The 25,365-nt window shown below is 54.9% G+C and carries 28 protein-coding genes; 27 read left to right on the top strand and 1 reads right to left on the bottom strand.

Annotated features, from left to right (window positions below):
- Positions 1-66: 66 nt before the first annotated feature.
- Entirely contained in the window at positions 67-1,230 is a 1,164-nt protein-coding gene (gene rpsA / locus GS3922_RS04925) for a 30S ribosomal protein S1 (protein WP_063165452.1), read from the top strand.
- A gap of 527 nt (positions 1,231-1,757) precedes the next feature.
- On the opposite strand, the gene GS3922_RS17060 is transcribed toward rpsA, so the two are convergent.
- Positions 1,758-1,892 carry a YpzI family protein gene (locus tag GS3922_RS17060; protein ID WP_082816529.1) on the bottom strand — a complete coding sequence of 45 codons (135 nt, stop codon included), beginning with the start codon at positions 1,890-1,892 and terminating at the stop codon, positions 1,758-1,760.
- Between the two features lie 315 nt (positions 1,893-2,207).
- On the opposite strand from GS3922_RS17060, the gene GS3922_RS04930 reads away from it, so the two are divergent.
- From GS3922_RS04930 to hisC, 26 genes are all read left to right on the top strand, one after another.
- On the top strand, positions 2,208-2,804 hold the full coding sequence (locus GS3922_RS04930) for a YphA family membrane protein (protein WP_063165453.1): 597 nt from the start codon (positions 2,208-2,210) through the stop codon (positions 2,802-2,804).
- On the top strand, positions 2,801-3,703 hold the full coding sequence (locus tag GS3922_RS04935) for a YIEGIA family protein (protein ID WP_063165454.1): 903 nt from the start codon (positions 2,801-2,803) through the stop codon (positions 3,701-3,703). The genes GS3922_RS04930 and GS3922_RS04935 overlap by 4 nt, the downstream gene beginning before the upstream one ends.
- Positions 3,693-3,878, top strand: a complete 186-nt coding sequence (locus tag GS3922_RS04940; protein ID WP_063165455.1) for a capping complex subunit for YIEGIA — start codon at positions 3,693-3,695, stop codon at positions 3,876-3,878. Before GS3922_RS04935 ends, GS3922_RS04940 begins: the two co-directional genes overlap by 11 nt.
- 276 nt (positions 3,879-4,154) lie before the next feature.
- Positions 4,155-5,465, top strand: a complete 1,311-nt coding sequence (gene der / locus GS3922_RS04945; protein WP_063165456.1) for a ribosome biogenesis GTPase Der — start codon at positions 4,155-4,157, stop codon at positions 5,463-5,465.
- Positions 5,466-5,606: 141 nt separating this feature from the next.
- Positions 5,607-6,638: an NAD(P)H-dependent glycerol-3-phosphate dehydrogenase gene (locus tag GS3922_RS04950; RefSeq protein WP_063167312.1), complete on the top strand. Its 1,032-nt coding sequence runs from the start codon at positions 5,607-5,609 to the stop codon at positions 6,636-6,638.
- A gap of 182 nt (positions 6,639-6,820) precedes the next feature.
- Entirely contained in the window at positions 6,821-7,024 is a 204-nt protein-coding gene (locus GS3922_RS04955) for a DUF2768 domain-containing protein (protein ID WP_063165457.1), read from the top strand.
- A gap of 19 nt (positions 7,025-7,043) precedes the next feature.
- Positions 7,044-7,766, top strand: coding sequence for a hypothetical protein (locus tag GS3922_RS04960; RefSeq protein ID WP_063165458.1), 723 nt, complete (start codon positions 7,044-7,046; stop codon positions 7,764-7,766).
- Positions 7,767-7,926: 160 nt separating this feature from the next.
- Positions 7,927-9,405 carry a stage IV sporulation protein A gene (spoIVA, locus tag GS3922_RS04965; protein ID WP_063165459.1) on the top strand — a complete coding sequence of 493 codons (1,479 nt, stop codon included), beginning with the start codon at positions 7,927-7,929 and terminating at the stop codon, positions 9,403-9,405.
- Positions 9,406-9,992: 587 nt separating this feature from the next.
- A complete protein-coding gene (locus GS3922_RS04970) occupies positions 9,993-10,265 on the top strand; it encodes an HU family DNA-binding protein (protein WP_008879623.1) in 273 nt (90 codons plus the stop codon).
- A gap of 133 nt (positions 10,266-10,398) precedes the next feature.
- A complete protein-coding gene (gene folE / locus GS3922_RS04975; RefSeq protein ID WP_063165460.1) occupies positions 10,399-10,965 on the top strand; it encodes a GTP cyclohydrolase I FolE in 567 nt (188 codons plus the stop codon).
- Positions 10,966-10,977: 12 nt separating this feature from the next.
- A complete protein-coding gene (gene mtrB / locus GS3922_RS04980) occupies positions 10,978-11,202 on the top strand; it encodes a trp RNA-binding attenuation protein MtrB (RefSeq protein WP_063165461.1) in 225 nt (74 codons plus the stop codon).
- 113 nt (positions 11,203-11,315) lie between these two features.
- Positions 11,316-12,095, top strand: a complete 780-nt coding sequence (locus GS3922_RS04985; protein WP_063167314.1) for a heptaprenyl diphosphate synthase component 1 — start codon at positions 11,316-11,318, stop codon at positions 12,093-12,095.
- A 4-nt stretch (positions 12,096-12,099) separates the two neighbouring features.
- Positions 12,100-12,804 carry a demethylmenaquinone methyltransferase gene (menG, locus tag GS3922_RS04990; protein ID WP_063167313.1) on the top strand — a complete coding sequence of 235 codons (705 nt, stop codon included), beginning with the start codon at positions 12,100-12,102 and terminating at the stop codon, positions 12,802-12,804.
- A 15-nt stretch (positions 12,805-12,819) separates the two neighbouring features.
- Positions 12,820-13,782: a heptaprenyl diphosphate synthase component II gene (gene hepT / locus GS3922_RS04995; protein ID WP_063165462.1), complete on the top strand. Its 963-nt coding sequence runs from the start codon at positions 12,820-12,822 to the stop codon at positions 13,780-13,782.
- Positions 13,783-13,880: 98 nt separating this feature from the next.
- Positions 13,881-14,330 carry a nucleoside-diphosphate kinase gene (gene ndk, locus GS3922_RS05000; RefSeq protein WP_063165463.1) on the top strand — a complete coding sequence of 150 codons (450 nt, stop codon included), beginning with the start codon at positions 13,881-13,883 and terminating at the stop codon, positions 14,328-14,330.
- Between the two features lie 78 nt (positions 14,331-14,408).
- Positions 14,409-15,179, top strand: coding sequence for a CheR family methyltransferase (locus tag GS3922_RS05005; protein WP_063165464.1), 771 nt, complete (start codon positions 14,409-14,411; stop codon positions 15,177-15,179).
- Between the two features lie 99 nt (positions 15,180-15,278).
- On the top strand, positions 15,279-16,445 hold the full coding sequence (aroC, locus tag GS3922_RS05010; RefSeq protein ID WP_063167315.1) for a chorismate synthase: 1,167 nt from the start codon (positions 15,279-15,281) through the stop codon (positions 16,443-16,445).
- Positions 16,446-16,447: 2 nt separating this feature from the next.
- Positions 16,448-17,548 (top strand): 3-dehydroquinate synthase, encoded by a 1,101-nt coding sequence (aroB, locus tag GS3922_RS05015; RefSeq protein WP_063165465.1) that lies wholly within the window; start codon positions 16,448-16,450, stop codon positions 17,546-17,548.
- On the top strand, positions 17,545-17,925 hold the full coding sequence (gene aroH, locus GS3922_RS05020; protein ID WP_063165466.1) for a chorismate mutase: 381 nt from the start codon (positions 17,545-17,547) through the stop codon (positions 17,923-17,925). Before aroB ends, aroH begins: the two co-directional genes overlap by 4 nt.
- A 239-nt stretch (positions 17,926-18,164) precedes the next feature.
- A complete protein-coding gene (gene trpE, locus GS3922_RS05025; protein ID WP_063165467.1) occupies positions 18,165-19,691 on the top strand; it encodes an anthranilate synthase component I in 1,527 nt (508 codons plus the stop codon).
- Positions 19,685-20,704: an anthranilate phosphoribosyltransferase gene (trpD, locus tag GS3922_RS05030; RefSeq protein ID WP_063165468.1), complete on the top strand. Its 1,020-nt coding sequence runs from the start codon at positions 19,685-19,687 to the stop codon at positions 20,702-20,704. Before trpE ends, trpD begins: the two co-directional genes overlap by 7 nt.
- Complete coding sequence (trpC, locus tag GS3922_RS05035; protein ID WP_063165469.1) at positions 20,697-21,473, top strand: indole-3-glycerol phosphate synthase TrpC; 777 nt, start codon at positions 20,697-20,699, stop codon at positions 21,471-21,473. Before trpD ends, trpC begins: the two co-directional genes overlap by 8 nt.
- A complete protein-coding gene (locus tag GS3922_RS05040) occupies positions 21,460-22,101 on the top strand; it encodes a phosphoribosylanthranilate isomerase (protein ID WP_082816530.1) in 642 nt (213 codons plus the stop codon). Before trpC ends, GS3922_RS05040 begins: the two co-directional genes overlap by 14 nt.
- 112 nt (positions 22,102-22,213) lie before the next feature.
- A complete protein-coding gene (trpB, locus tag GS3922_RS05045) occupies positions 22,214-23,431 on the top strand; it encodes a tryptophan synthase subunit beta (RefSeq protein ID WP_063165471.1) in 1,218 nt (405 codons plus the stop codon).
- Entirely contained in the window at positions 23,406-24,221 is an 816-nt protein-coding gene (trpA, locus tag GS3922_RS05050; RefSeq protein ID WP_172796449.1) for a tryptophan synthase subunit alpha, read from the top strand. Before trpB ends, trpA begins: the two co-directional genes overlap by 26 nt.
- 31 nt (positions 24,222-24,252) lie before the next feature.
- Complete coding sequence (gene hisC, locus GS3922_RS05055) at positions 24,253-25,350, top strand: histidinol-phosphate transaminase (RefSeq protein ID WP_063165473.1); 1,098 nt, start codon at positions 24,253-24,255, stop codon at positions 25,348-25,350.
- Positions 25,351-25,365: the final 15 nt, after the last annotated feature.

Below are 25,365 nucleotides of genomic sequence, written 5' to 3' on the forward strand. Positions count from 1 at the left end.
GGCCGCGGCCTCGGCGCGAGGCGCGCTTTTGCAGGATCGTCAGTCGATGAAGGAGGGGTTTTTACGATGACAGAAGAGATGAATGTGCAAGTGAATGTGTATGAGGTGGGCGACATCGTCCGCGGCAAAGTGGTGAAGCTCGAAGACAAGCAAGTGCTTGTTGAGGTGGAAAACAGCAAGCAAAGCGGCATCATTCCGATCAGCGAGCTGTCCAACTTGCATATCGAGAAGCCGAGCGATGCGGTCGCCGTCGGCGATGAAGTGACGGCCAAAGTGAAAAAAGTGGAAGAAGGCAAAGACGGGGAAGAAGGGCTGCTCATTTTATCAAAAAAAGCCGTCGACGCCGAGCAGGCATGGGAGGAGCTTGAGCGCAAGTTCGCAAGCGGCGAAACGTTTGAAACGGTCATTAAAGACATCGTCAAAGGCGGGCTTGTCGCCGATGTCGGCGTGCGTGGCTTTATCCCGGCCTCGCTTGTCGAACCGCATTATGTCGAGGATTTTTCCGACTACAAAGGAAAAACGCTCGCTGTCAAAGTCGTTGAACTCGACCGCGAGAAAAACCGCGTCATCTTATCGCACCGGGCGGTCGTTGAGGAAGAGCAAGAGCGCCAGCAAAAAGAACTGCTTTCCCGTCTTGAGCCGGGGCAAGTGCTGGATGGCGTCGTCCGCCGCATTGCCGATTTCGGCGTCTTTGTCGATGTCGGCGGGTTTGACGGACTCGTACATATTTCCCAGCTTTCTCATACGCGTGTCGCCCATCCGTCCGAGGCGGTGAAAGAAGGCGATGCGGTAAAAGTGAAAGTGTTGGCTGTCGACCCGGAACAAGGCCGCCTGTCGCTGTCAATTAAAGAAGCGTTGCCGGGTCCGTGGGAAGGCATCAGCGAGAAGGTAAGACCGGGCGATGTCGTCAAGGGTACGGTGAAGCGGCTCGCTTCATTCGGCGCGTTTGTGGAAATCTTCCCGGGTGTCGAAGGGTTGGTTCATGTGTCGCAAATCGCCAACCGCCGCATCGGCTCACCGCATGAAGTGCTGAAAGAAGGCGATGAAGTGAAAGCGAAAGTGCTCGATGTGAACGAATCCGAGCATCGCATTTCCTTAAGCATCCGCGCACTGCTCGAGGAGGAAACGGCCGCTCCGGCGGAAGATTACAGCCAATATACGAAAACGGCGGAAACGCGCGGCTTCCAGCTCGGCGAAGTCATCGGCGAGCAGCTGAAAAAATTAAAATAATCCATCGTCAGTCAACCCCATTTTGGTGGCACTTGCCATCAAAATGGGGTTTTTTGTTTTGCCCGTCCAACACTAGCAAAGATCAATGACTTTCTAGCAACATGGCCGAGCCGCCCTGTCTCCAAACAAAATGAAAGTAAGAGAGGCTAATCTAGTTTGAAGCGGCCATTATCATTTTGTCCCATTGCTTCTTCTATTGATTGCGAAATGGCAAAAACGGGCGGTTTTTTCAAGACAAAATGGGAAATAACGAAGGTGTCCCTGCCGTTTTGGGACACCTTTGTTGGTGAACTACCCGCCACCTACGCTTCGCTTGGAGGTGGAGGCTTCAAGCGACTTGTGCGTGTTCGCCGAACGGTAAGCCACACACAAGAACCCTTTACGCTTTCCTTCGCTCCGAAGGCGTCCGTTCTAACCATAGATGACCACATCAGTTGGCGATCGCCAACCGACATTCATCTCCCATCTACTCATTGGGCTTTGCCCTGCACATTCCTTGAGGAGGGAGACTTCTGTCGGAAATTACGTTAAAATCCGTTCCGTTCGCGCGCTTCTTCCGGCGTATCGAGCCGGCTTGCCCCTTTATAGGAGAACGACTGGTCACGGTCTGACTGAACTTGCCGCGACTGTTTCAGCTTTTTCTCCTGCCGGTCTTTTCCCACCAAACCCCGCTCCTTTCTATGTGAGTATCATTTGTTACTATGGCTGGGCGCGGTTTTTTCTATGCATGTTTCGACAATGGAAAACGCCGATTCATCGCCTGCTTTCGTCCTGAAATAAGGGAGGATCGTGATTTAAGGAGAAATACTGCTCTCCAACAGTGTTTCTCAAACGGAAAAACCTTGCAACGTCATCCTTTCGTTCGTTGTGATTTCTCACCAGTCAAGCGAATCTGTTGTTTTTCACCAGCCTGGAAGGCGTTCCCGATTAGAAGAGGATAAAACATGGCATAATGAACATAATAAGGAGTGGAAAAGATGGAAGGGATGTATTTTTATTTCTTTTTTTGGTCGTTATGGCTTGTGGCAACGTTTTTTATGAAAAAGACCGCCGCCCGAACGAAGCTGGCGGTGTTCGCGCTTGTCATGATCAGTTCGGCCTCGCTGACAGCGGAAGTTGGCCGCATTCATATGGCGTTGTCCTTTTTTGTGCTTTTTTTCTTTTCTTGTTATACGGCGGTCGAGCAGAAGCCATGCCGCCCGCTGCTGATGGCGTTATCGGCGTCCGGCTTGGCGTTTGCTTACGCCGCCTTCCGTTTGCTCGCCTTGTTCGATCCGGTTTGGATTTGGCTCGATGGCCGGTGGATGCTCGCCTGGTGGCTCGCTCTCGTCAGTTGTCTGTTCCACCGCCGCCTTGCCGCCCGCCTTCTTTGTTTGGCGCTCGGCAGCTGTCAAGGGGAAGCGGTGTACGCCGCGGCCATTCACCGGATGGCGCCCGACTATGTGCTCGGTTCGTTTTCGTTTTTAGACGCGACGGCAATCGGTGCGTCATGTTTGCTCGCTTGGGAAACGATTCGCTTCTTCGCGCTTCAACTTGAGGAAAAACGGCCTGTAGGAGGGACGAGGCAGCCGTGAACGAATATACGTTTCCAATTTTATACGGCGTCGCCGCCGGGGTGTTGACACGCCTTTATTTGTTGCGCACTGATTACCGGCAATACCCGACATACTTGCACGGCCGGACGATCCATATCGCGTTGGGGGTCATCGCCGCCGGCTTAGGCACGGTCGCCGTGCCGGCGATTATGGAAAAAGAATTTGCGGCCATTACGTTTTTGGCGTTGGCGGCTTCGCAGTTTCGCGATGTGCGCAACATGGAGCGCAACACGCTGAATGAGCTGGATCAGTATGAACTAGTGCCGCGCGGAAAAACGTATATTGAAGGCATTGCGATTGTCTTTGAAGGGCGGAACTATTTAGTCATTTTCGTTTCCTTTTTATCCACGCTCTTTTATTTAGTCTGGAACGTTTGGGCTGCGCTCGTGGCCAGCGCCATCGGCATGATGGTGGCGCGGCGGTTTATGAGCGGAAGCCGGCTGAAAGATATCGCCGATGTGAAATATGTCAAACCCCATTTTGAGGGGGCAGGGCTGTATGTCGACAACATCTACATTATGAACATCGGCTTGCCGGCGCGGAGGGAAGAAATTTTGCGCTACGGGATGGGCTTTATTTTGACGCCGAAAAACTTCAACGCCCGAACAACGATCGCCAACCTCGGGCAGCGGCAAGCGATTTTGCACGATGTATCGACAGCGCTCGGCATTTATCGGGACTCGGGAACGCCGGCGCTCGTGCCGCTTGCCAAGCGCGATTTAAACGATGGACGCGTCGGCATTTTTATTTTGCCGCAAGTTGAGGATGTCGAGAAGGCGAAGGCGGTCATTGAAAACGTCCCGGTGCTTGAGAGCGCCATTCGCATGCCGGCGAAACGGCGGTGGAAACGGAGAGGGGGCGGCGGTGATGACGCATGAAAAAATGATTTTGGCCATCATTACGACCAACGGCGAAAACGTTGCCGGCGGCGCCCCGATTTTTATTTGCCGCACAAGGGAGGAAATGGAGCGGATCGCTGCCAATTTAGAGGCCATTTTAGACGGCATCGCCCATGAACTGAGCGACGGGCTGCTTGTGATCGTCAAGCATTAAAGCGGTTGTTGGACGTTTCGCTTTTTGATAAAATAAAGCAGTTGTAGCATGTCCTGGTTCATCGCCAAAAGTTATCCTTGATGTGTAAAACGAGGCACGTTCATGCCCCTTCAATGGACAAAACGCGCAAAAGAACGAGGGAGTTTGCCCCCGTAGCTTTAACCGTAAAAGAAATAGACCGTCAAGTGCACTTTGCGGTGATGAACCGATGCCCTAGGAGAAGGGCGTTTTTTTCAAGAGCAAAGCGAGGCAAAAATGAGGATAAAGGGTGGTAGCATGGCAAATCCAGTCGTGGCCATTGTCGGTCGTCCGAATGTGGGGAAATCAACCATTTTCAACCGCATCGTCGGGGAGCGCATTTCCATCGTCGAAGATGTGCCCGGGGTGACGCGCGACCGCATTTACAGCAGCGCCGAATGGCTGAACCATTCATTTTACTTGATTGACACCGGGGGCATTGACATCGGCGATGAGCCGCTGCTTGTGCAAATTCGCCAGCAGGCGGAAATCGCCATCGATGAGGCGGATGTCATCATCTTTATGACGAACGGCCGCGACGGCGTGACGTCCGCTGATGAAGAAGTGGCGAAACTGCTGCGCCGGTCGAATAAGCCAGTCGTGCTCGCCGTCAACAAAATCGACAATCCGGAGATGCGCGAGCTGATTTACGATTTTTACACGCTTGGTTTCGGCGATCCGTACCCGATTTCCGGAGCGCACGGGACAGGACTTGGCGATTTGCTTGACGCTGTCGTCCGCCATTTTCCGAAAGACGGCGGGCAAGAATACGAGGAAGATGTCATTAAATTTTGCCTCATCGGCCGGCCGAACGTCGGCAAATCGTCGCTTGTCAACGCCATTTTAGGGGAAGAACGGGTGATTGTCAGCGATATCGCCGGCACGACGAGAGACGCTGTAGACACTTCGTTTGTCCGCGAAGGCCAGAAATATGTTATTATTGATACGGCAGGAATGCGCAAACGGGGAAAAATTTACGAAAGCACGGAAAAATACAGCGTGTTGCGCGCGCTAAGAGCCATTGAGCGCTCCGATGTCGTGCTTGTCGTTTTAAACGCGGAGGAAGGGATTATCGAACAGGATAAAAAAATCGCCGGGTATGCGCATGAGGCGGGGCGCGGCGTCATTCTCATCGTCAATAAATGGGATGCCATCGAAAAAGACGATAAAACGATGGTGGAATTTGAACGGAAGATTCGCGATCATTTCCCGTTTTTAGACTATGCGCCGATTTTATTTGTGTCAGCGAAGACGAAGCAGCGGCTTCATAAGCTGTTGCCGCTTGTGCAACTCGTCAGCGACAACCACGCGATGCGCGTTCAGACGAATGTGCTCAATGAAGTCATTATGGACGCGGTGGCGATGAACCCGACGCCGACGCATAACGGGCGGCGCCTGAAAATTTATTACATGACGCAAGTAGCCGTCAAACCACCGACGTTCGTCGCTTTTGTCAACGATCCGGAGCTCATGCATTTTTCGTACGAACGGTTTTTGGAAAACCGCATTCGCGACGCGTTCGGCTTCGAGGGTACGCCGATCAAAATCATCGCCCGCCCGCGGAAATAAGAGAAGCGGAGGCGCCGCAACGGGCAAAATGTTCTTTGCTTGCCGAGATTGGCGGTCCGAAAGCGAAGGGGATTGGCCTCGAGCGGGGGCGCGCCGGGCGTTTTTCAGGAAAGCGACAATCGGACAAAGGAAGTGGGAACGATGGAGAATGTCACCGTACTGGGGGCAGGAAGCTGGGGAACGGCATTGGCGCTCGTTTTAGCTGACAATGGACATCGTGTCCGGCTTTGGAGCCACCGGGCTGAACAAGTAAGAGAGATCAACGGGCGGCGGACGAACGAAAAATATTTGCCGGGCGTCCGCCTGCCGGAGGGGATTATCGGTTGCGACGACCTTTGCGCCGCGCTTGATGGCATTTCCATTGCCGTGCTGGCTGTGCCGACGAAGGCGATCCGGGACGTGCTGAAAAGGGCGCGCACATGTTTGGCTGCGCCGATCACGATCGTTGCCGTCAGCAAAGGAATCGAACCGGGGACGCATAAGCGCGTGTCGGAAATTGTCGCTGAAGAAATGGGTGAGTGGCTAGAAGATGTCGTCGTTCTTTCCGGGCCGAGCCATGCGGAAGAAGTGGTGCTCCGCCATCCGACGACAGTGGCGGTGTCATCGCCGAACATGGAAGCAGCACGGCGCATTCAAGATCTATTTATGAACCATCACTATTTCCGCGTGTATACGAACCCGGATTTAGTCGGTGTCGAAGTCGGCGGGGCGCTGAAAAACATTATCGCGTTGGCCGCTGGCATCAGCGATGGGCTCGGCTATGGAGATAACGCAAAGGCAGCTCTGATTACGCGGGGATTGGCTGAGATTGCCCGTCTCGGCCGTGCGCTCGGCGCTAATCCGTTGACGTTTTCCGGGCTGGCCGGGGTCGGCGACTTGATCGTCACGTGCACAAGCGTCCATTCCCGCAACTGGCGGGCCGGCCATATGCTTGGCCAAGGAAAAAAGCTCGATGATGTGCTAGAAAGCATGGGGATGGCTGTGGAAGGGGTGCGAACGACAAAAGCCGCCTATGAGCTGGCGAAAGAGCTTGGCGTGAAAATGCCGATTACCGAAGTGCTCTATGAAGTGCTGTTTGCCGGAAAGGATCCGAAAGAAGCGGTCGATTCGCTTATGGCGCGCGGAAAAAAGCAGGAAATGGACGATTTAATGAACATTTTTGCCGAACAGTAACGCCGAAAATAGGCGGATGGCGGTACAAGTTGTCTTCGTTTTGCATACAATATGACGAACCATCATCGGCTTGAGCTTCCGGAAGGGTATAAGGCGATGCTGAAGTAAAGAAAGCCCCGCTTTACTTCAGCTTTTTTTATGGCGGTGCTATAATAGTAGTTGTCGAAAAAGGAGGAACGACTATGTCAACGGCTTTAGCGAAAATGTGGATCGCCATCGCCTCAATGGTATTTATGTTTATTTCGGTCGGCTTCATTTATTTGAGCCGTTATAAGATCAAGATCAAATGGTTACGCTTTCTTTTGGCGTCCATCGCCTATATTCTGTTAGTTTTAGCCGGCATCATCATCGTTTTCGTCGTGTTCAGCGGACCGACGCCGCAATAGGCAAAGGATGGAGGAACCTATGAAACAGATCGCTCGCTTGCTTTTAGCCTGCTTGTTTCTCGTGCCGCTTTCCGGGTGTTTATATCCGCAAGAGCGGCTAAAACAAAACCAAATTCCTTACAAAGATCAAGTGGCGGCCGTCCAATCGGCGGTCGACGAGTACCGGAAGGCGACCGGCGGACTGTTGCCGATTAAGACCCGCGATATGAAAACGCCGGTTTACTTAAAGTACCCGATTGATTTTCAAAAACTCGTTCCGCGCTACATGCAGGAACCGCCAGGAAACGCCTATGAAAGCGGGGGCGTCTTTCAATATATGATTATTGATGCGGAAACGAACCCGACGGTCAAGCTCCTTGATTTGCGCTTAGCCGAGGGCGTCCGTGACCTGAAGCTGCGGCTGAGAATGTATACGGACGAGCACCGTTATCCGCCGTTTAAAGACGTCGTTGCGCCCGGTGTGTTTACACTCGATTACAAAAAACTCGGCTACAAAGAGCCGCCGTATGCGGTCAGCCCGTTTTCCGGCAACAACTTGCCGTTTGTCATCGATGGCAGCGGTGAAATTTACATTGACTACCGTTCCGATCTATACGCCGCCTTGAAAAAATATCCGCACCGCTACAAGCCAGGGGATGATATCCGTGCTCTTTTGACGGATCACTCGCTCTTTGTGCCGGCGTACTCCCTTCCGTATACGATCGATGCCAAAACGAATGAACCGATTTTTTTCACGAAATAAGTCATCATCCCTTCTCTAGGAAAATACATTCTAGAGAAGGGATTTTTTCATCGCTTTTTAGTCATAACCGAATGGGACAACATCATATGCATATAGTGTCGTATCATACTAGTTGATTCCGTTGCTTCTCATAACGACCGAAGGACTGGAGGGGAGTCATTTGGAAAAGGTCGATCTTTTTAAAGATATCGCCGAGCGGACTGGCGGTGACATTTATTTAGGGGTTGTCGGCGCTGTCCGCACCGGAAAGTCGACGTTTATTAAACGGTTTATGGAGCTCGTTGTCATTCCGAACATTAAAAACGAAGCTGACAAAGCGCGGGCTCAAGACGAACTGCCGCAAAGCGCCGCGGGCAAAACGATCATGACGACGGAACCGAAATTCGTGCCAAACCAAGCCGTGACGGTAAAAGTCGATGACGGTCTCGAAGTCAATATTCGCCTCGTTGATTGCGTCGGCTATGCCGTGCCTGGCGCGAAAGGGTATGAAGACGAAAACGGCCCGCGGATGATTCACACCCCTTGGTACGAAGAGCCGATTCCGTTTCAAGAGGCGGCGGAAATCGGGACAAGGAAAGTCATTCAAGAACATTCGACGATCGGAGTCGTCATTACGACGGACGGCTCGATCGGAGAGATTCCGCGCCATGACTACGTAGAAGCCGAGGAGCGGGTCATTGGCGAGCTGAAAGAAGTCGGCAAGCCGTTTATTATGATCGTCAACACCGTTCGGCCGCATCATCCGGAAACGGAAGCGCTCCGCCGCGAGCTTGCTGAAAAGTACGACATCCCGGTGCTCGCCATGAGTGTGGAAAGCATGCGTGAGACCGATGTGTATAACGTGCTCCGTGAGGCATTATATGAATTCCCGGTGCTCGAAGTGAACGTCAACTTGCCGAGTTGGGTGATGGTGCTGCGCGAGGACCATTGGCTGCGTGAAAGCTACCAAGAAGCGGTGCGCGACACGGTGAAAGACATTAAGCGGCTGCGTGATGTGGATCGGGTCGTACAGCAGTTTGCCGAGTACGATTTCATCGAAAAAGCGCGGCTCGCCGGCATCGAAATGGGGCAAGGGATCGCTGAAATTGATTTGTATGCGCCCGATGAGCTGTACGACCAAATTTTAAAAGAAATCGTCGGCGTTGAAATTCGCGGCAAAGACCATCTCCTTCAGCTCATGCAAGACTTTGCCCATGCAAAAGCCGAGTACGACCAAATCGCTGATGCGCTAAAAATGGTGAAACAAACAGGTTATGGCATCGCTGCGCCCGCTTTGTCCGACATGAGCCTCGACGAACCGGAAATCATCCGCCAAGGATCACGCTTTGGCGTTCGTTTAAAAGCGGTCGCTCCGTCCATTCATATGATTAAAGTCGACGTCGAATCGGAATTCGCGCCGATTATCGGTACGGAAAAACAGAGCGAAGAACTCGTCCGCTATTTAATGCAAGATTTTGAAGACGATCCGCTGTCGATTTGGAACTCCGATATTTTCGGCCGCTCGCTCAGCTCGATCGTCCGCGAAGGCATCCAAGCCAAACTCGCGCTCATGCCGGAAAACGCCCGCTACAAGCTGAAAGAAACGCTCGAACGCATCATCAACGAAGGCTCCGGCGGCCTCATCGCCATTATTTTATAGAAAAGCGGAGGCTCGCGGATCGCCGCGACGGACAATTGTTCTTCGCCTGCAGGGGTGCTTGCCCCTAAAGGCCGTGCGCTCAGCTCCCAATTCGGGGGCTTTTTTTTTGACTGTTGATCTTTCAAAAGAGAAAAAATCGCTGAAACCCTTGAGAAATAAGGATTGGCACTTGATTATGCGCACGGCGTTATGGTAATCTTTTATCTGAAATCGTTGTTTTGGTGAAATATGCCTAAAATTGGCCGTTTTGGCGAAAAAGATGTTGAATTATCGCGATAAATTGGTTAAGATTAGGCATGTCACCGCATCTTGGCGAAGCGAAGGCAGTTTGCCGCCCCTTCCTTCGTCTTGAAGGGGCGGGCGGCGCTTGAACTGTCAAGGGAGCGCCCCGCTCGGCGGCGCGGGCGCATTTCCTGTCAGTCTTGCTGAACGAAAGTACAATCAGCGGCTGCGCCGATGCAGCGCTTGCCCTTCGTGCGCCAGCCTTTTCGCCGCCAAGAGCCGTCAATATCTATGTATAGAAAAGCAGAAAAGTGTGCACAAATGGTAGTAAACAAGATGAGCTCCCTTGGGAGGAGGTGAATGGCATGAACAAGACGGAATTGATCAACGCAGTAGCCGAAACAAGCGGTCTTTCCAAGAAAGATGCAACAAAAGCCGTTGACGCGGTATTTGACTCGATTACAGAAGCGCTGCGAAAAGGCGATAAAGTGCAATTAATCGGCTTTGGGAACTTTGAAGTGCGCGAGCGCGCTGCCCGGAAAGGACGCAACCCGCAAACGGGCGAAGAAATGGAAATTCCGGCAAGCAAAGTTCCTGCATTCAAACCGGGCAAAGCATTAAAAGATGCTGTGAAATAAGCCTACATAGCCGAAGCAGGAGCTTAGGAGGGAAGGGCAGGTAATCCACCGCCCTTCTTTTTTGTTTTTTTTCGCTCCCTATGCTAGAATCGGATTACATGCAGCTTTTATGACGCAGGAGGATGTTGTTTGTATGCCAGAGATCAATGTTGAGCAAATTGAATATGCGGTCCGCCTCATCCTGGAAGCGATCGGTGAAGATCCGAACCGCGAAGGGCTCATCGATACACCAAAGCGGGTGGCAAAAATGTACGCCGAGGTGTTCGCCGGGCTAAAGGAGGACCCGAAGCAGCATTTTCAAACGGTATTTAGCGAGGAGCACGAGGAGCTCGTGCTTGTCAAAGATATTCCGTTTTATTCGATGTGCGAACACCATTTAGTGCCGTTTTTCGGCGTCGCCCACGTCGCCTATATTCCGCGGGAAGGGAAAGTGACCGGGTTAAGCAAGCTCGCCCGAGCTGTCGAAGCGGTGGCGCGCCGTCCGCAATTGCAAGAGCGCATCACGGCGACGGTCGCTGATTCGATCGTCGAGGCGCTCGAACCGCACGGGGTTATGGTCGTTGTTGAGGCGGAGCATATGTGCATGACGATGCGTGGCGTAAAAAAACCGGGGGCGAAAACGGTCACAACAGCGGTGCGCGGCGTGTTTGAAACGGACGCCAACGCCCGGTCCGAAGTGTTTTCGTTAATTAAAGCGTAAGGAGGGCAAACGATGAACACGAACAGCGATTTTGTCGTCATTAAGGCGCTCGAAGACGGAGTGAACGTCATCGGGCTGACGCGCGGCGCGGACACAAGATTCCATCATTCCGAAAAGCTCGATAAAGGCGAAGTGCTAATCGCCCAGTTCACGGAACATACATCGGCGATTAAGGTGAGAGGCAAGGCGTATATTCAAACGCGCCATGGCTCCATCGAGTCGGAAGGGAAAAAGTAACCCGGCAAATTTCTAGCAAACTAGAGCGTTTTCGACAAAATTATGTTATAATGAGTCCGTCATTGCGGTGCGGATATTTTTCGGGGACAAGGGTGATTCGTGTGAATGACATCATGGTGAAATTGGCGTCATTGAAGGAACAAATCGAACAGCTGATTGACCATCCGTATTTGCGCGAGCATGTGCCGACGCCGGTTGTTGACGAGGACCGGCTGCTGTTGGCGCTGTCGATGGTTGCTGACGCTCCGGCGGCGCCAAATGAGACGGATCGGTACATCATCGCCATGATGCTCGTGCAGATCGCCCTTGATACCCATGATGAGGTGACGGATGGCGGCGATGACTTGCGGACGCGGCAGCTTGTCGTCCTCGCCGGCGACTTATACAGCGGACTGTATTACGATGTGCTGGCGCGTTCGGGCGATATCGCGCTCATCCGTTTGTTCGCCGAAGCGATCCGCGACATTAACGAACAAAAAGTGCGTCTTTATGAAAAAAAGGCGGAGCGGATCGATGCGCTGTTTGCGGCGATGGGCACGATCGAATCGGCGCTGCTTGCCAAGCTTGCCGACCGCATGGCGGTGCCGCAATGGGGGCAGTTTGCCTACCATTACTTGCTGCTGCGGCGCCTGCTCTCCGAGCGGGAAGCATTCGCCCGCACCGGGACGTCGATGCTCTTTGAGCAAATGGCGCATATCGCGTTCCCGCGGGCGAAGGGGCTGACGAACGAACAGCGGCGGTATTTGCTTCGCCTTTGCGATCGCTATATCGACCATTGCAAAGAAGCGCTGTTCGCGGCGGAATTGCCGCCGGCCGGCCTGCTGATGCTCCGCGTGACCGAGCTCTCCGGCGGATTTTCAGCCATCGCCAAAAAGACGGTGGAAGAAGGGTAGAATGATGCATCAGTCGAAAGAAGAACGAGTCCATCGTGTATTTGAAAAAATTTCTGCTCATTATGACCGGATGAACTCTGTCATCAGCTTCCGCCGCCATTTAAAATGGCGCGAAGACGTGATGCGACGGATGAATGTGCAAAAAGGAAAAAAAGCGCTTGACGTTTGCTGCGGGACGGCCGATTGGGCGATCGCTTTAGCCGAGGCGGTCGGGCCGGAAGGGGAAGTGTACGGCCTTGATTTTAGCGAAAACATGTTAAAAGTCGGCGAACAAAAGGTGAAAGCGCGCGGCTTGTGCAACGTGAAGCTCATCCATGGCAACGCCATGCAGCTTCCGTTTCCGGACAATTCGTTCGATTACGTGACCATTGGCTTCGGTTTGCGCAACGTCCCCGATTATATGACGGTGCTGAAAGAAATGCACCGCGTCACCAAGCCGGGCGGCATGACCGTCTGTTTGGAAACGTCGCAGCCGACGATGTTTGGTTTCCGTCAGCTTTACTATGTTTATTTCCGGTTTATGATGCCGCTGTTCGGCAAGCTGTTGGCGAAAAGCTATGAGGAGTATTCATGGCTGCAAGAGTCAGCGCGCGAGTTCCCGGGGCGGGATGAGCTGGCGGAAATGTTTCGCGCCGCTGGCTTTGTCGATGTCGAGGTCAAACCGTACACGTTCGGCGTGGCGGCGATGCATTTAGGCTATAAACGATGAGTTAAGGTGAACATCATGAAGTTAAAGGCGATGTATTCGTTTTTAGGCGATGATTTGGCGGCGGTCGAACAGGAGCTCGAGCGGACGGTCCGGTCGGAATATGGGCCGCTTGGGGAAGCGGCGCTGCATTTGTTGCAAGCGGGCGGAAAGCGGATCCGTCCCGTTTTTGTCTTGCTCGCCGCCCGTTTCGGCCATTATGATCTCGAGCGGATCAAGCATGTTGCTGTGGCGCTCGAACTCATTCATATGGCATCGCTCGTCCACGACGATGTGATCGACGATGCCGACTTGCGCCGCGGCCGGCCAACGATCAAAGCGAAATGGAGCAACCGGTTTGCCATGTATACGGGCGATTATTTGTTTGCCCGTTCGCTCGAACGGATGGCGAAACTTGACGACCCGCGCGCCCATCAAGTGCTTGCGAAAACGATTGTCGAAGTGTGCCGCGGAGAAATTGAGCAAATCAAAGACAAATACCGGTTTGACCAGCCGCTCCGCACATATTTGCGGCGCATCCGCCGGAAAACGGCGCTGTTGATCGCTGCCAGCTGTCAGCTTGGCGCTCTCGCCGCCGGCGCTCCGGAATCGGTGGCCAAACGGCTGTATTGGTTTGGCCATTATGTCGGCATGTCGTTTCAAATTACGGATGACATCCTCGATTTTACGGGCACGGAAGAGCAGCTTGGCAAGCCGGCGGGAAGCGACTTGCAGCAGGGAAACATCACCCTCCCGGTGCTGTACGCGCTTCGTGACGAACGAATGAAAGCGGCGATCGCCGCGGTCGGTCCAGAAACAAACGCCGATGAGATGGCGGCCGTCATTTCCGCCATTAAACGAACGGATGCCATCGGCCAGTCATACGCATTAAGCGACCGCTATCTCGAAAAAGCGCTCCGTCTGCTCGGCGAATTGCCCGCCAATCAGGCGCGCGCTTTGCTGCATGACCTCGCCCTCTACATCGGGAAAAGGGATTATTAACGCTTTCAAGGACATTGTTGCCAATGGCGCGAAACAATGATACTATGATGGAGGGGAACCCGTTTCCTAGTACATACGACAGTAGGGGTGGAGAGTCAATGACAGAACGGACATTTTTAATGGTAAAGCCAGACGGGGTTCAGCGCAATTTGATCGGCGAAATTGTCTCCCGCTTTGAAAAAAAAGGGTTCCAGCTTGTCGGCGCGAAGCTGATGCAAGTATCGCGCGAGCTGGCTGAACAGCACTACGCCGAACATAAAGAGCGTCCGTTTTTCGGCGAGCTTGTTGATTTCATTACGTCCGGACCGGTGTTTGCGATGGTGTGGGAAGGTGAAAACGTGATCGCCGCCGCCCGGCAAATGATGGGGAAAACGAATCCGCAAGACGCCGCACCGGGCACGATTCGCGGCGATTTCGGCTTGACGGTCGGCAAAAACGTCATTCACGGTTCCGATTCGCCGCAAAGCGCGGAACGCGAAATCAACTTGTTCTTCAAAGAAGAAGAGCTCGTTGCTTATACGAAACTGATGAACGAATGGCTATATTAATGTTCAGGCAAAGACCGGCCACAACGTGGTCGGTCTTTGCCGTTTTATGAAGGTGAGACAAGGAGAGGGATCGGGGCAATGGATGATTACGCGCAATTTATCGCGAAAGTGAAACGAAAAACCGGCATTGATCTTTCGCTGTACAAAGAGGCGCAAATGAAGCGGCGGCTGGCATCTTTGTACATGAAAAAAGGGCTGAACAGCTTTGCCGAGCTGTTTGCGGCAATGGAAAAAAACCCGGCGTTATGGAATGAGTGTTTAGACCGGATGACGATCAACGTGTCTGAGTTTTACCGGAACGCGAAGCGGTGGGACGTGCTTGAGCGCACCATTTTGCCGCGGCTGTTGGCGGAAAATCCGCGTCCAAAAGTATGGAGCGCCGCCTGCTCTACGGGCGAGGAGCCGTATACGCTCGCGCTGGTGCTTCTAAAACATATGCCGCTTCACCGCGTGTCGGTGCTGGCGACCGACATTGACGAAAACGCGCTCGCCCGCGCGCGTCTCGGGCTGTACAGCGAACGGTCGCTCGCCGAGCTGCCGGAGGAAATGAAAAAAAAGTTTTTTACGAAAGACGGCGAGTATTATAAAATAGACGAAAAGGTGAAACAGGCGGTCACGTTTCAAAAACATAATTTGCTCGCCGACCCGTTTCCAGGGCCGTTTGATTTGATCGTCTGCCGCAATGTGCTCATTTACTTCACCGAAGAGGCGAAACAGATTTTGTACCGGAAATTCCATGATGCGCTTCGGCCGGGCGGTGTGCTGTTTGTCGGCAGCACCGAGCAAATTTTCAATCCCGGCTTATACGGATTTGAAATGGAGGAAACGTTTTTTTACCGAAAAAGATAGCCGGTGCCGGCTTCTTTTTTTCCGGAAACTATTTTCATTTTTCAAATTTATGATATATTTTTACATAAACGCGTTAAAGAGCTGAAGGGAGAGACACATATGCGTTATTTGACAGCAGGGGAGTCGCACGGGCCGCAACTGACGGCGATTTTGGAAGGAGTGCCGGCGGGGCTGGAGCTGCGTGCCGAGCACATTAATAAAGAGCTGGCGCGCCGGCAAAAAGGGTATGGGCGCGGCCGGCGCATGCAAATTGAAAAAGACGAGGTGAAAATCGTCGGCGGCGTCCGCCATGGCAAAACGCTCGGCTCGCCGATTGCGCTCGTTGTTGAGAACCGCGATTTTCAACATTGGCAAACGATTATGGCTGTTGAGCCGATTGATGATGAGAGCGAAGTCAAGCGGAAAGTAACGCGTCCGCGCCCGGGCCATGCTGATTTAAACGGCGCCTTGAAGTATGGGCATCGCGATATGCGCAACGTGCTCGAGCGCTCATCCGCAAGGGAAACGACTGTGCGTGTAGCTGCCGGGGCGGTGGCGAAACGCCTCCTGGAAGAGGTCGGCATCCGCGTCGCCGGGCACGTGCTGGAAATCGGCGGTGTGCGCGCCGAAAACCTCGATTACCGCTCGCTTGAAGAATTGCAAGAAGTGACGGAAGCATCCCCGGTGCGCTGCTTTGACTCGGAAGCCGGGCAAAAAATGATGGAAGCGATCGATTTGGCGAAGAAAAACGGCGATTCGATCGGCGGCATCGTCGAAGTGATCGTCGAAGGCGTCCCGGCCGGAGTTGGCAGTTATGTTCATTACGACCGGAAGCTCGATGCGAAAATCGCTGCCGCCATCGTCAGCATTAACGCTTTTAAAGGCGTCGAGTTCGGCATCGGGTTTGAGGCGGCGCGCCGCCCGGGAAGCGAAGTGCATGACGAAATCATTTGGAGTCCGGAACAAGGATTTTCGCGCCGGACGAACCGAGCCGGCGGCTTTGAAGGCGGGATGACGACCGGGATGCCAATCGTTGTGCGCGGGGTGATGAAGCCGATTCCGACGTTGTACAAGCCGCTTCAAAGTGTCGATATCGATACGAAAGAGCCGTTTACGGCGAGCATTGAGCGCTCGGACAGCTGCGCTGTGCCGGCGGCGAGCGTCGTCGCCGAGGCGGTCGTCGCCTGGGAAGTGGCGGCGGCGATCGTCGAGCAGTTCGGTCAAGACCGGATCGATCTGATCAAAGAAAACATTGAGCGCGCCCGCCGCTATGCAAGGGAGTTTTAACGATGATCGAACGGACGATCGAAACGGCGACGAAACGATACCCGCTCCTGCTGGGCGATGGGGCGGCGCGCGCATTGCCGCGCCTGCTCCGGGCGCTTGCCTGCCCGCCGGGAACCAAGTTGTTTATCATTACTGACGATGCGGTGGCGCCCCTTTATTTGGATGAGGTGCGCGCCATGCTTGCCGCCGCTGAGTATGACGTCTACGCTTATATCATCCCGAGCGGGGAGGCGGCCAAGTCGTTTGACAACTATTACGCCTGCCAAACGGCGGCGCTTCAGTGCGGCTTAGACCGCCGCTCGGTCATGATCGCGCTTGGCGGCGGCGTCGTCGGCGATTTAGCCGGATTCGTCGCGGCCACTTATATGCGCGGCATCCGCTACATTCAAATGCCGACGACGCTTTTGGCTCATGACAGCGCCGTCGGCGGCAAAGTGGCAATCAATCATCCGCTTGGCAAAAATATGATCGGCGCCTTCCACCAGCCGGAAGCGGTTGTGTATGATACGGCCTTTTTGCGCACATTGCCTGAGCGCGAGCTTCGCTCAGGGTTCGCTGAGGTGATCAAGCATGCGCTCATCCGCGACTGCCGCTTTTACGAATGGCTGCGCGCGGAAGTGAAGACGCTCGCCGATTTGCGCGGCGAAACGCTCGCCTATTGTATTGAAAAGGGCATCGATATTAAGGCGTCCGTCGTACGTGAAGATGAAAAAGAAACCGGGGTGCGCGCCCATTTAAATTTCGGCCATACGCTCGGCCATGCGCTTGAAAGCGAACTCGGCTACGGCACGCTTACGCACGGCGAGGCGGTCGCGCTCGGCATGCTGTTTGCGGTGTTTGTCAGCGAACGGCTTTACGGCCGCTCGTTTGCCGAGCACCGTTTCGCCGAATGGTTTGCCGGATACGGTTTTCCGGTATCGCTGCCGGCAGCGGTGGAGGCCGACCGATTGCTCGAGAAAATGAAAGGCGACAAAAAAGCGTACGCCGGGACGGTGCGCATGGTGCTCTTGCGCGAGATCGGCGACGTCGAAGTCGTGGAATTAGAAGATGACAAGCTGCTCGCCTGGCTGGGCGAGTTCGCCGGACAGGGGGGAGGACGATGATTCGAGGCATTCGCGGAGCGATTACCGTTGAACGAAATGAGGCCGAAGAAATCGTGGCCGCAACCGAAACGCTGCTTCGGGAAATGATCCGAGCGAACGGGGTTGTCGCCGATGACGTTTCGTTTGTGCTTATTTCTGTCACCGACGACATCACGGCCGCGTTTCCGGCGCAGGCGCTGCGCCGGATTGACGGCTGGACGTACGTGCCGGTCATGTGCACAAGGGAAATTCCGGTGCCCGGCTCATTGCCGCGGTGCATCCGCGTCATGATGACGGTGGCGACGGAGAAAAAGCAAGATGAAATTTGCCATGTGTACTTAAAGGATGCGGCCGTGCTGCGCCCGGATTTGTCATTGACAAAAAAAACAGAAATGTAATATAGTTAAAATAACTTCTTTGCCCGCCGAATGGCGGGCTGTCAAAAGAAGCGGAGCGAGAGTTGAGAACGAGTGTAGGGTAGATGAGAATGAGCGAGTTTAGCTGAGGTGAGCGTTTGTTTTCTATTCGCTGACATCTGCCCAAAGACGGTCGTCTTTGGGCGTTTTCTTTCCCCTTTTTTCTTTTCGCCTCATAAACCCTCATTCTCCGCCCGCCGATCATGAAGGGAGGAGAAGGGATGTCCACTGAGAGGCTGGCCGCTTTTTTGGCGGATGCCAACAAGTTTCGCACCATCCCGATCGTGCGCAAATTTTTAGCCGATGTCATTGAACCGCTTAGAGTATTTAGCAATTTGCGCGATGAAGCGGTGTTTCTGCTCGAAAGCAAAGACGATGAATCGCCGTGGGCGCGCTATTCGTTTATCGGCGTCGCGCCGTTTTTAACGCTCGAAAGTGAAACAGGCGAGATGTTTTCCGTGAAAGATGAAAACGGAAACGAACAGGCTGCGGTGCCAACGTTGAAAGAGGCGTTTCAATGGGCCGAGCGGGCGCTCGCTGTCCGGCCGTTGGCCGAAGCGGTGCCGTTTACAGGCGGTGCGGTTGGATTTTTAGGGTACGATTTCATTTCCGCCATCGAAAACGTGCCGCGCCACGAAAATCGCGACCTAGCCATGAAAGCCGGCTATTTCGTATTTTGTGAATCGCTGTTTGCTTTTGACCATCAAAGGCGGGAGCTGTTGCTCATTCACTACATCCGTTTAGACGGCAGCGAGACAGAAGATGAGAAAATCGAGAAGTATCGCGCTGCCGAGCAGCGCATCGCCGTGTTGGCAGCGAAAGCGGCGCACGTCCGTACCGAGCAGCCGCTGCTGCCGGCAGAGGGCGAAACGGGGCGTACCGTTTCGTTTGCCGACACTACATCCAATTATGAAAAAGAACAGTTTTTGCGCGACGTGGAAACGGTCAAACAGTATATTGCGGCCGGCGATGTGTTTCAAGCTGTCTTGTCGCAGCGCTTTTGCGTGCCGGTTCGCGCGGGCGGTTTTGTCGTTTATCGGCTGCTCCGCCACATCAATCCGTCGCCGTACATGTTTTATTTTCGGCTGGATGATATGGAAATTGTCGGGAGCTCGCCGGAAAAGCTGATCCAAGTGCGCCATCGGCGCGTGGAAATCGATCCGATCGCCGGAACGAGACGGCGCGGGCGCTCGCCGGAAGAGGATGCGAGGCTCGCCGATGAGCTGTACAACGACCCGAAGGAGCGGGCCGAGCATTATATGCTCGTTGACCTGGCGCGCAACGATATCGGCCGGGTGGCGAAATACGGAACGGTCAAAGCACCGGTCTTGATGGAAATCGGCAAGTTTTCCCACGTGATGCACCTCATTTCGAAAGTCGTCGGCGAGCTGAATGACGATGTCCACCCGATCGATGCGCTGCTTGCCGCCTTCCCGGCTGGGACGGTGAGCGGTGCGCCGAAAGTGCGGGCGATGCAAATTTTGCAAGAGCTCGAGCCGACAGCCCGCGGATTGTACGCCGGAGCGATCGCCTACATCGGCTTTGACGGCAATATCGACTCGTGCATCGCCATCCGGACGGCGGTCATCAAAGAGGGGTATGCATATGTACAGGCCGGCGCCGGCATCGTCGCCGACTCCGTCCCGGAACTTGAGTGGAAAGAAACGCGCAATAAAGCAAGCGCCTTACTGAACGCCATTGAACAAGCGGAACGACTATTTGCCAAAGGGGAGAGGATCGTATGTTAAAGCAGCTGCTTTCCAAATGTGCGGAAGGAAAAACGTTAGGAGAAGAAGAAGCATATGAAGCGATGGCTGCCGTCATGGACGGGGCGGCGACAGACAGCCAAATCGCGAGTTTGTTGTCGATGCTGCGTCTGCGCGGGGAGACGGTCGATGAATTGGCCGGGTTTGTGCGGGCGATGCGCGACCGGATGACGGCGATTGATGCCGGTGACGATGTGATCGACACGTGCGGCACAGGCGGGGACGGAGCGGCGACGTTTAACGTTTCAACAGCAGCGGCCATCGTTATTTCTTCGCTTGGCGTCAAAGTGGCCAAACACGGCAACCGCGCTGTTTCATCAAAAAGCGGCAGCGCGGACGTGCTCGAGCGGCTTGGCATCGATATTCAATCATCGCCGGACGCCGCCAAGCAGGCATTGGAAACGAAAGGGTTAACGTTTTTGTTCGCCCCCTTGTACCACGCGGCCATGAAACATGCCGCCGGGCCGCGGAAGGAAATCGGCTTCCGCACCGTTTTTAACTTGATCGGCCCGCTCGCCAACCCGACGCGCTGCAAGCGGCAAGTCATCGGCGTCTATTCGACCCGCTACGCCGAGAAACTGGCGGAGACGATGCGCCGCCTCGGTTCGGAGCACGTGCTGTTTGTCACCGGCCGCGACGGGCTCGACGAGTGCAGCATCGCCGCCGAAACCGATGTTGTTGAGCTGAAAGATGGAGCGATCCGCCGCTTTGTTATCACCCCGGAACAAGTCGGCTTGCCGCGTGGCGAGCTCGCCGAGGTACAAGTGAGCGATCCGGAAGAAAGCGCTGCGTTGCTTGAAGCGGTCATGATCGCGTCGGCGCCGGAGAGCGCCATCAACATCGTCGCGCTGAACGCCGGCGTCGCCTTGTACGCCGCCGGCAAGACGGAAACGATCGCCGATGGGGTAGCGATGGCGAAAGACGCCATTTTGTCCAACGCTGCTTACAGACAGCTGCAACGCCTGCGTGTAAAGGAAGTGGTCCACGATGCTTGAACAAATTTTAGCGACAAAACGTGAGGAACTTGAGGCGTTGACGTTGCCGGAACCGCTGCCGGAGCCAAAGCGCCGTCCGTTCGCCGCGGCGCTCCGCCGGCCGCGGCGGGCGCTCGGGTTAATCGCTGAAGTGAAAAAAGCGTCTCCGTCTAAAGGCGTCATCCGCCCGGATTTTGATCCGGTCGCCGTCGCCAAAGCGTATGAGCGCGCGGGGGCGGATGCGATCAGCGTGCTGACGGATGAGCGCTATTTCCAAGGGCACCGCCGCTATTTGCAGGCGGTGAAAGAGGCGATCGACATCCCGGTGCTGCGCAAAGATTTCATCATCGACCGCCGGCAAGTAGAAGAAAGCGCCCGGATCGGGGCGGATGCGATTTTATTGATCGGCGAAGCGCTGCCCCCGGAAACGCTCGAGACGCTCTATCACGAAGCGTACAGCATCGGACTCGAATGTTTAGTGGAAGTGCACGCGAAAGAGACGCTGGAGCGGATTTTGGACCGGTTTACGCCCGAAGTAGTCGGCATTAACAACCGCGATTTGCGTACGTTTGTGACGACGCTTGAGGCGACCAAAACGCTCGCGTCCCTCATTCCGCCGTCGTGCGTCATCGTCAGCGAAAGCGGGATCGGCTCCTACCGCGATGTGCAGGCGGTCCGTTCATACGGGGCGCAGGCGATGCTTGTCGGTGAGTCGCTCATGCGCCAAGCCGATGTCGAGCGGGCGGTCTACCGGCTGTTTGGAGAGGGTGACAGCGGTGGTCCGGCTTAAATATTGCGGCAACCGTTCGGCGGGCGATGTGCAAGCTGCGCTCGCGAGCGGGGCGGATTATCTCGGCTTTATTTTCGCTGCAAGCAGGCGGAACGTTTCACCTGAGGAGGTGAAACGATGGTTGGCGCCGGCGTCACTCGGCGATAAGCAGCTCGTTGGCGTCTTTGTCAACGCCTCTGTTGATCGGATCGCTGCTGTTGCCTTGCAGCTGCCGCTTCATGTCATCCAATGCCATGGCCGCGAGACGCCGGCTGAGCTGGCCGCTGTGAAAGAGGCGGCACAGCGCGCCGTTTGGAAGGCGATCCATCACGGCGATGGGGCGCTTGAGGCGATGAAGCAATACGCCGGGGTGGCTGACGGCTACGTTGTCGACAGCCGCGTCGCCGGCGCGTGGGGTGGAACAGGGGTCTCCTTTGACTGGGAGGCGGTGCCGCGCTATTTGGAAGAGGCCGCACGCCAAGGCGTGCCGTGCTTCATCGCCGGCGGCATCACCCCGGACAATGTCGAACGGCTGCTTGCCTATCGTCCCGACGGCATCGACATAAGCAGCGGCATTGAAACAGACGGGCGCAAAGACCCGGCCAAGATGAAGCAGATAGAAGAAAAAGTACAACAATATTTCAAATAGAAAAGGACGTGCAAAGATCGTTCGCGCCGATCCGGTATTGGAATGGGCGCAGGCGGATGCTTTTTCACACGAAATCCGTCATTTAATCTTGGGGAAAAAGAAGGTGGCTTTGATGATCGAACAGATTCCGAATGAACACGGGCGATTTGGCGATTTCGGCGGCAAGTTTGTCCCGGAGACGCTCATGCTTCCGCTTGAGGAAATTGAAGTGGAACTCGACAAAGCGCTTGCCGATGAGTCGTTCAAGCAAGAATATATCCGTATTTTGCAGCACTACTCCGGGCGGCCGACCCCGCTGACGTTCGCCCCCAATTTGACAAGGCAGGTTGGCGGCGCGAAAATGTATTTAAAGCGTGAAGATTTAAACCATACCGGCGCCCATAAAATCAACAACGCCATCGGCCAGGCGCTCTTGGCGAAACGGATGGGCAAGAAAAAGTTGATCGCCGAAACCGGCGCCGGGCAGCATGGGGTTGCAGCGGCAACGGTGGCTGCCCATTTCGGCATGGACTGCATCGTCTTTATGGGCGAGGAAGACATGAAACGGCAAGAACTGAACGTGTTTCGCATGAGGCTGTTAGGCGCCGAAGTCGTGCCGGTGTCAAGCGGCAATCGGACGTTAAAAGACGCGACGAACGAGGCGATTCGTTATTGGGTCGCCCATTGTGACGACCACTTTTATATGATCGGTTCGGTCGTCGGTCCGCACCCGTACCCGAAAATGGTGCGCGAGTTTCAGCGGATCATCGGTGATGAAGCGAAGGAACAGTTTCTCGCCCGCGAAGGGAAGCTGCCGGATGTGATTGTCGCCTGTGTCGGCGGCGGCAGCAACGCCATCGGCATGTTTTACCCGTTTTTGCAAGACGACGTTCGTCTCGTCGGCGTAGAAGCAGCCGGCAAAGGAATCGATACTCCGCACCATGCGGCGACGATTGCGAAAGGGACGAAAGGAGTCATCCACGGGGCGATGACATATTTGCTGCAAGATGAATACGGGCAAATCATTGAACCGTATTCGATTTCCGCCGGTCTCGATTACCCCGGCGTCGGTCCGGAACACGCGTATTTGGCGAGCATCGGCCGCGTCCGTTATGAGAGTGTGACCGATGAGGAAGCGGTCGCTGCATTTCAGCTGCTATCGCAAACCGAAGGCATCATTCCGGCCATCGAATCGGCCCATGCGGTGGCGAAAGCCGTCGAGCTGGCCCGCCGGATGGAGCCGGATGAGACGGTGCTCATTTGTCTGTCCGGCCGCGGCGATAAAGATGTGCAAGCGATGATGCGCCATCTTGGGATGAAAGAAGGTGAAGACGTTGCGTCTGCCCGCTAATCAACCGCTGTTTATTCCGTTTATCGTCGCCGGCGACCCGTCTGCCGACTTGACCGTCGACCTCGCTTTGGCGCTGCAAGACGCCGGCGCTGATGTATTGGAGCTTGGCGTGCCGTACTCTGACCCGCTCGCCGACGGGCCGACGATTCAGCGCGCCGCCGCCCGGGCGCTCGCCGGGCAAATGACGCTGCCGAAAGCCGTTCAGCTTGTCGCCGCAATGCGAAAAAAAGGTGTAAAAATTCCGATTATCATCTTTACGTATTATAATCCTGTGTTACAATTAGGAGAAGAATCCTTTTTTGCTTTAGCGCGAGAAAATGGCGCCAACGGCGTGCTCATTCCCGATTTGCCGTTTGAAGAGAGCGGCCCGCTCCGCGAGCTCGGTGAGCGGTTCGGCCTTCCGCTCATTTCGCTCGTCGCCCCGACGTCAAAGCAGCGAATCGAGCGGATCGCTTCCGCGGCTGAAGGGTTTTTGTACTGCGTCTCCTCGCTTGGCGTCACCGGTGTGCGCGAGACGCTGCCGGAGTCGCTTGGCGGCTTCTTGGGCGAAGTAAAACGGCATAGCCGCGTTCCGGTCGCTGTCGGGTTCGGCATTTCGACGCCGGAACAAGTGGCGATGCTCAAAGGCGTCTGCGATGGCGTCGTCGTCGGCAGCGCGCTCGTGCAAAAAGTGGAACAGCTGCTTGAGCGCCTGCAGACCCCGACGGAAAAGGAAGCGGCCATCGCCGAGTTTGCCGCCTACGCCCGCTCGCTCGCCGCGCCGCTTCACGCGCCGTGTTCTTCGCGCTAAAAGTTCCGATCTAAAGGAGTTGGCAATATCCATGCAAGTGAAGGAACAACTTCGGGGGCTTCCCCCGTACCAGCCGGGAAAATCGATCGAGGAAGTGAAGCGGGAATACGGCCTTTCCGATATTATTAAACTAGCTTCCAACGAAAATCCATACGGTTCGTCACCGGCGGCGAAATCTGCCATCGCCGCTGAGCTTGACCGCCTTGCCGTCTACCCGGATGGCTATGCCCGCGTGTTGCGCGAAAAAGCAGCTACCCATCTTGGCGTTAAGGAAACGCAGCTGTTGTTTGGCAACGGCTCGGATGAAGTCGTGCAAATGTTTTGCCGCGCCTTTTTAGAGCCGGGCACGAATACGGTGATGGCGGCGCCAACGTTTCCGCAATACCGCCATAACGCGGTCATCGAGCGGGCCGAAGTGCGCGAAGTGCCGCTTGCTGACGGGCGCCATGATTTAGAGGCGATGCTTAACGCCATCGACGGGAATACGCGCATCGTCTGGATTTGCAATCCGAACAACCCGACCGGCACGTATGTGAACGAAACGGAGTTGCGCGCCTTTTTGGATCGCGTGCCGCCGCACGTGCTTGTCGTCTTGGATGAAGCGTATTACGAATACGCAACGGCGGCTGATTATCCGCAAACGGTGCCGCTGTTACGGGAATATGAACAGCTTGTCATTATGCGCACGTTCTCGAAAGCGTACGGGCTTGCTGCGCTCCGCGTTGGCTACGGCATTGCCAGCGAGGCCATCATTCGCGCCGTCGAACCGGCGCGCGAGCCGTTTAATACGTCGACCGTCGCCCAAGCGGCCGCAGCGGCCGCGCTTGATGACCAGGCGTTCATCCGCGCCTGCGTCGAGCAAAACCGCGCCGAGCTTGAACGGTATTACCGCTTTTGCGAAGAACACGGCCTGAAGTATTACCCGTCGCAAACGAACTTTTTGTTCATCGACTTCGGCATAGACGGCAATGAAGTGTTTCAATATTTGCTCGAGCGGGGCATTATCGTCCGCTCCGGCAAGGCGCTCGGCTTGCCGACCGGCGTGCGCATCACCATCGGCACGAAAGAGCAGAATGACCGGGTGTTTGAAACGGTTTTGCACATGCTTCGCGAAAAACAGCTCGTCTGACCGGTTTGGCAACGA

The organism is Geobacillus subterraneus (genome assembly GCF_001618685.1).
GTDB lineage: Bacteria > Bacillota > Bacilli > Bacillales > Anoxybacillaceae > Geobacillus > Geobacillus subterraneus.

Excerpts from the sequence above, each read along its gene's own strand:
- GS3922_RS05005 (WP_063165464.1), top strand. The coding sequence starts at position 14,409 with ATGGATGATTACGCGCAATTTATCGCGAAAGTGAAACGAAAAACCGGC.
- aroC (WP_063167315.1), top strand. The coding sequence starts at position 15,279 with ATGCGTTATTTGACAGCAGGGGAGTCGCACGGGCCGCAACTGACGGCG.
- hisC (WP_063165473.1), top strand. The coding sequence starts at position 24,253 with ATGCAAGTGAAGGAACAACTTCGGGGGCTTCCCCCGTACCAGCCGGGA.
- mtrB (WP_063165461.1), top strand. The coding sequence starts at position 10,978 with ATGAACACGAACAGCGATTTTGTCGTCATTAAGGCGCTCGAAGACGGA.
- folE (WP_063165460.1), top strand. The coding sequence starts at position 10,399 with ATGCCAGAGATCAATGTTGAGCAAATTGAATATGCGGTCCGCCTCATC.
- trpE (WP_063165467.1), top strand. The coding sequence starts at position 18,165 with ATGTCCACTGAGAGGCTGGCCGCTTTTTTGGCGGATGCCAACAAGTTT.
- der (WP_063165456.1), top strand. The coding sequence starts at position 4,155 with ATGGCAAATCCAGTCGTGGCCATTGTCGGTCGTCCGAATGTGGGGAAA.
- GS3922_RS04950 (WP_063167312.1), top strand. The coding sequence starts at position 5,607 with ATGGAGAATGTCACCGTACTGGGGGCAGGAAGCTGGGGAACGGCATTG.
- GS3922_RS04940 (WP_063165455.1), top strand. The coding sequence starts at position 3,693 with ATGACGCATGAAAAAATGATTTTGGCCATCATTACGACCAACGGCGAA.
- aroH (WP_063165466.1), top strand. The coding sequence starts at position 17,545 with ATGATTCGAGGCATTCGCGGAGCGATTACCGTTGAACGAAATGAGGCC.
- trpB (WP_063165471.1), top strand. The coding sequence starts at position 22,214 with ATGATCGAACAGATTCCGAATGAACACGGGCGATTTGGCGATTTCGGC.
- hepT (WP_063165462.1), top strand. The coding sequence starts at position 12,820 with ATGAAGTTAAAGGCGATGTATTCGTTTTTAGGCGATGATTTGGCGGCG.
- ndk (WP_063165463.1), top strand. The coding sequence starts at position 13,881 with ATGACAGAACGGACATTTTTAATGGTAAAGCCAGACGGGGTTCAGCGC.
- trpD (WP_063165468.1), top strand. The coding sequence starts at position 19,685 with ATGTTAAAGCAGCTGCTTTCCAAATGTGCGGAAGGAAAAACGTTAGGA.
- GS3922_RS04970 (WP_008879623.1), top strand. The coding sequence starts at position 9,993 with ATGAACAAGACGGAATTGATCAACGCAGTAGCCGAAACAAGCGGTCTT.
- GS3922_RS04930 (WP_063165453.1), top strand. The coding sequence starts at position 2,208 with ATGGAAGGGATGTATTTTTATTTCTTTTTTTGGTCGTTATGGCTTGTG.
- trpC (WP_063165469.1), top strand. The coding sequence starts at position 20,697 with ATGCTTGAACAAATTTTAGCGACAAAACGTGAGGAACTTGAGGCGTTG.
- rpsA (WP_063165452.1), top strand. The coding sequence starts at position 67 with ATGACAGAAGAGATGAATGTGCAAGTGAATGTGTATGAGGTGGGCGAC.
- GS3922_RS04985 (WP_063167314.1), top strand. The coding sequence starts at position 11,316 with ATGGTGAAATTGGCGTCATTGAAGGAACAAATCGAACAGCTGATTGAC.
- GS3922_RS04960 (WP_063165458.1), top strand. The coding sequence starts at position 7,044 with ATGAAACAGATCGCTCGCTTGCTTTTAGCCTGCTTGTTTCTCGTGCCG.
- aroB (WP_063165465.1), top strand. The coding sequence starts at position 16,448 with ATGATCGAACGGACGATCGAAACGGCGACGAAACGATACCCGCTCCTG.
- menG (WP_063167313.1), top strand. The coding sequence starts at position 12,100 with ATGCATCAGTCGAAAGAAGAACGAGTCCATCGTGTATTTGAAAAAATT.
- GS3922_RS04955 (WP_063165457.1), top strand. The coding sequence starts at position 6,821 with ATGTCAACGGCTTTAGCGAAAATGTGGATCGCCATCGCCTCAATGGTA.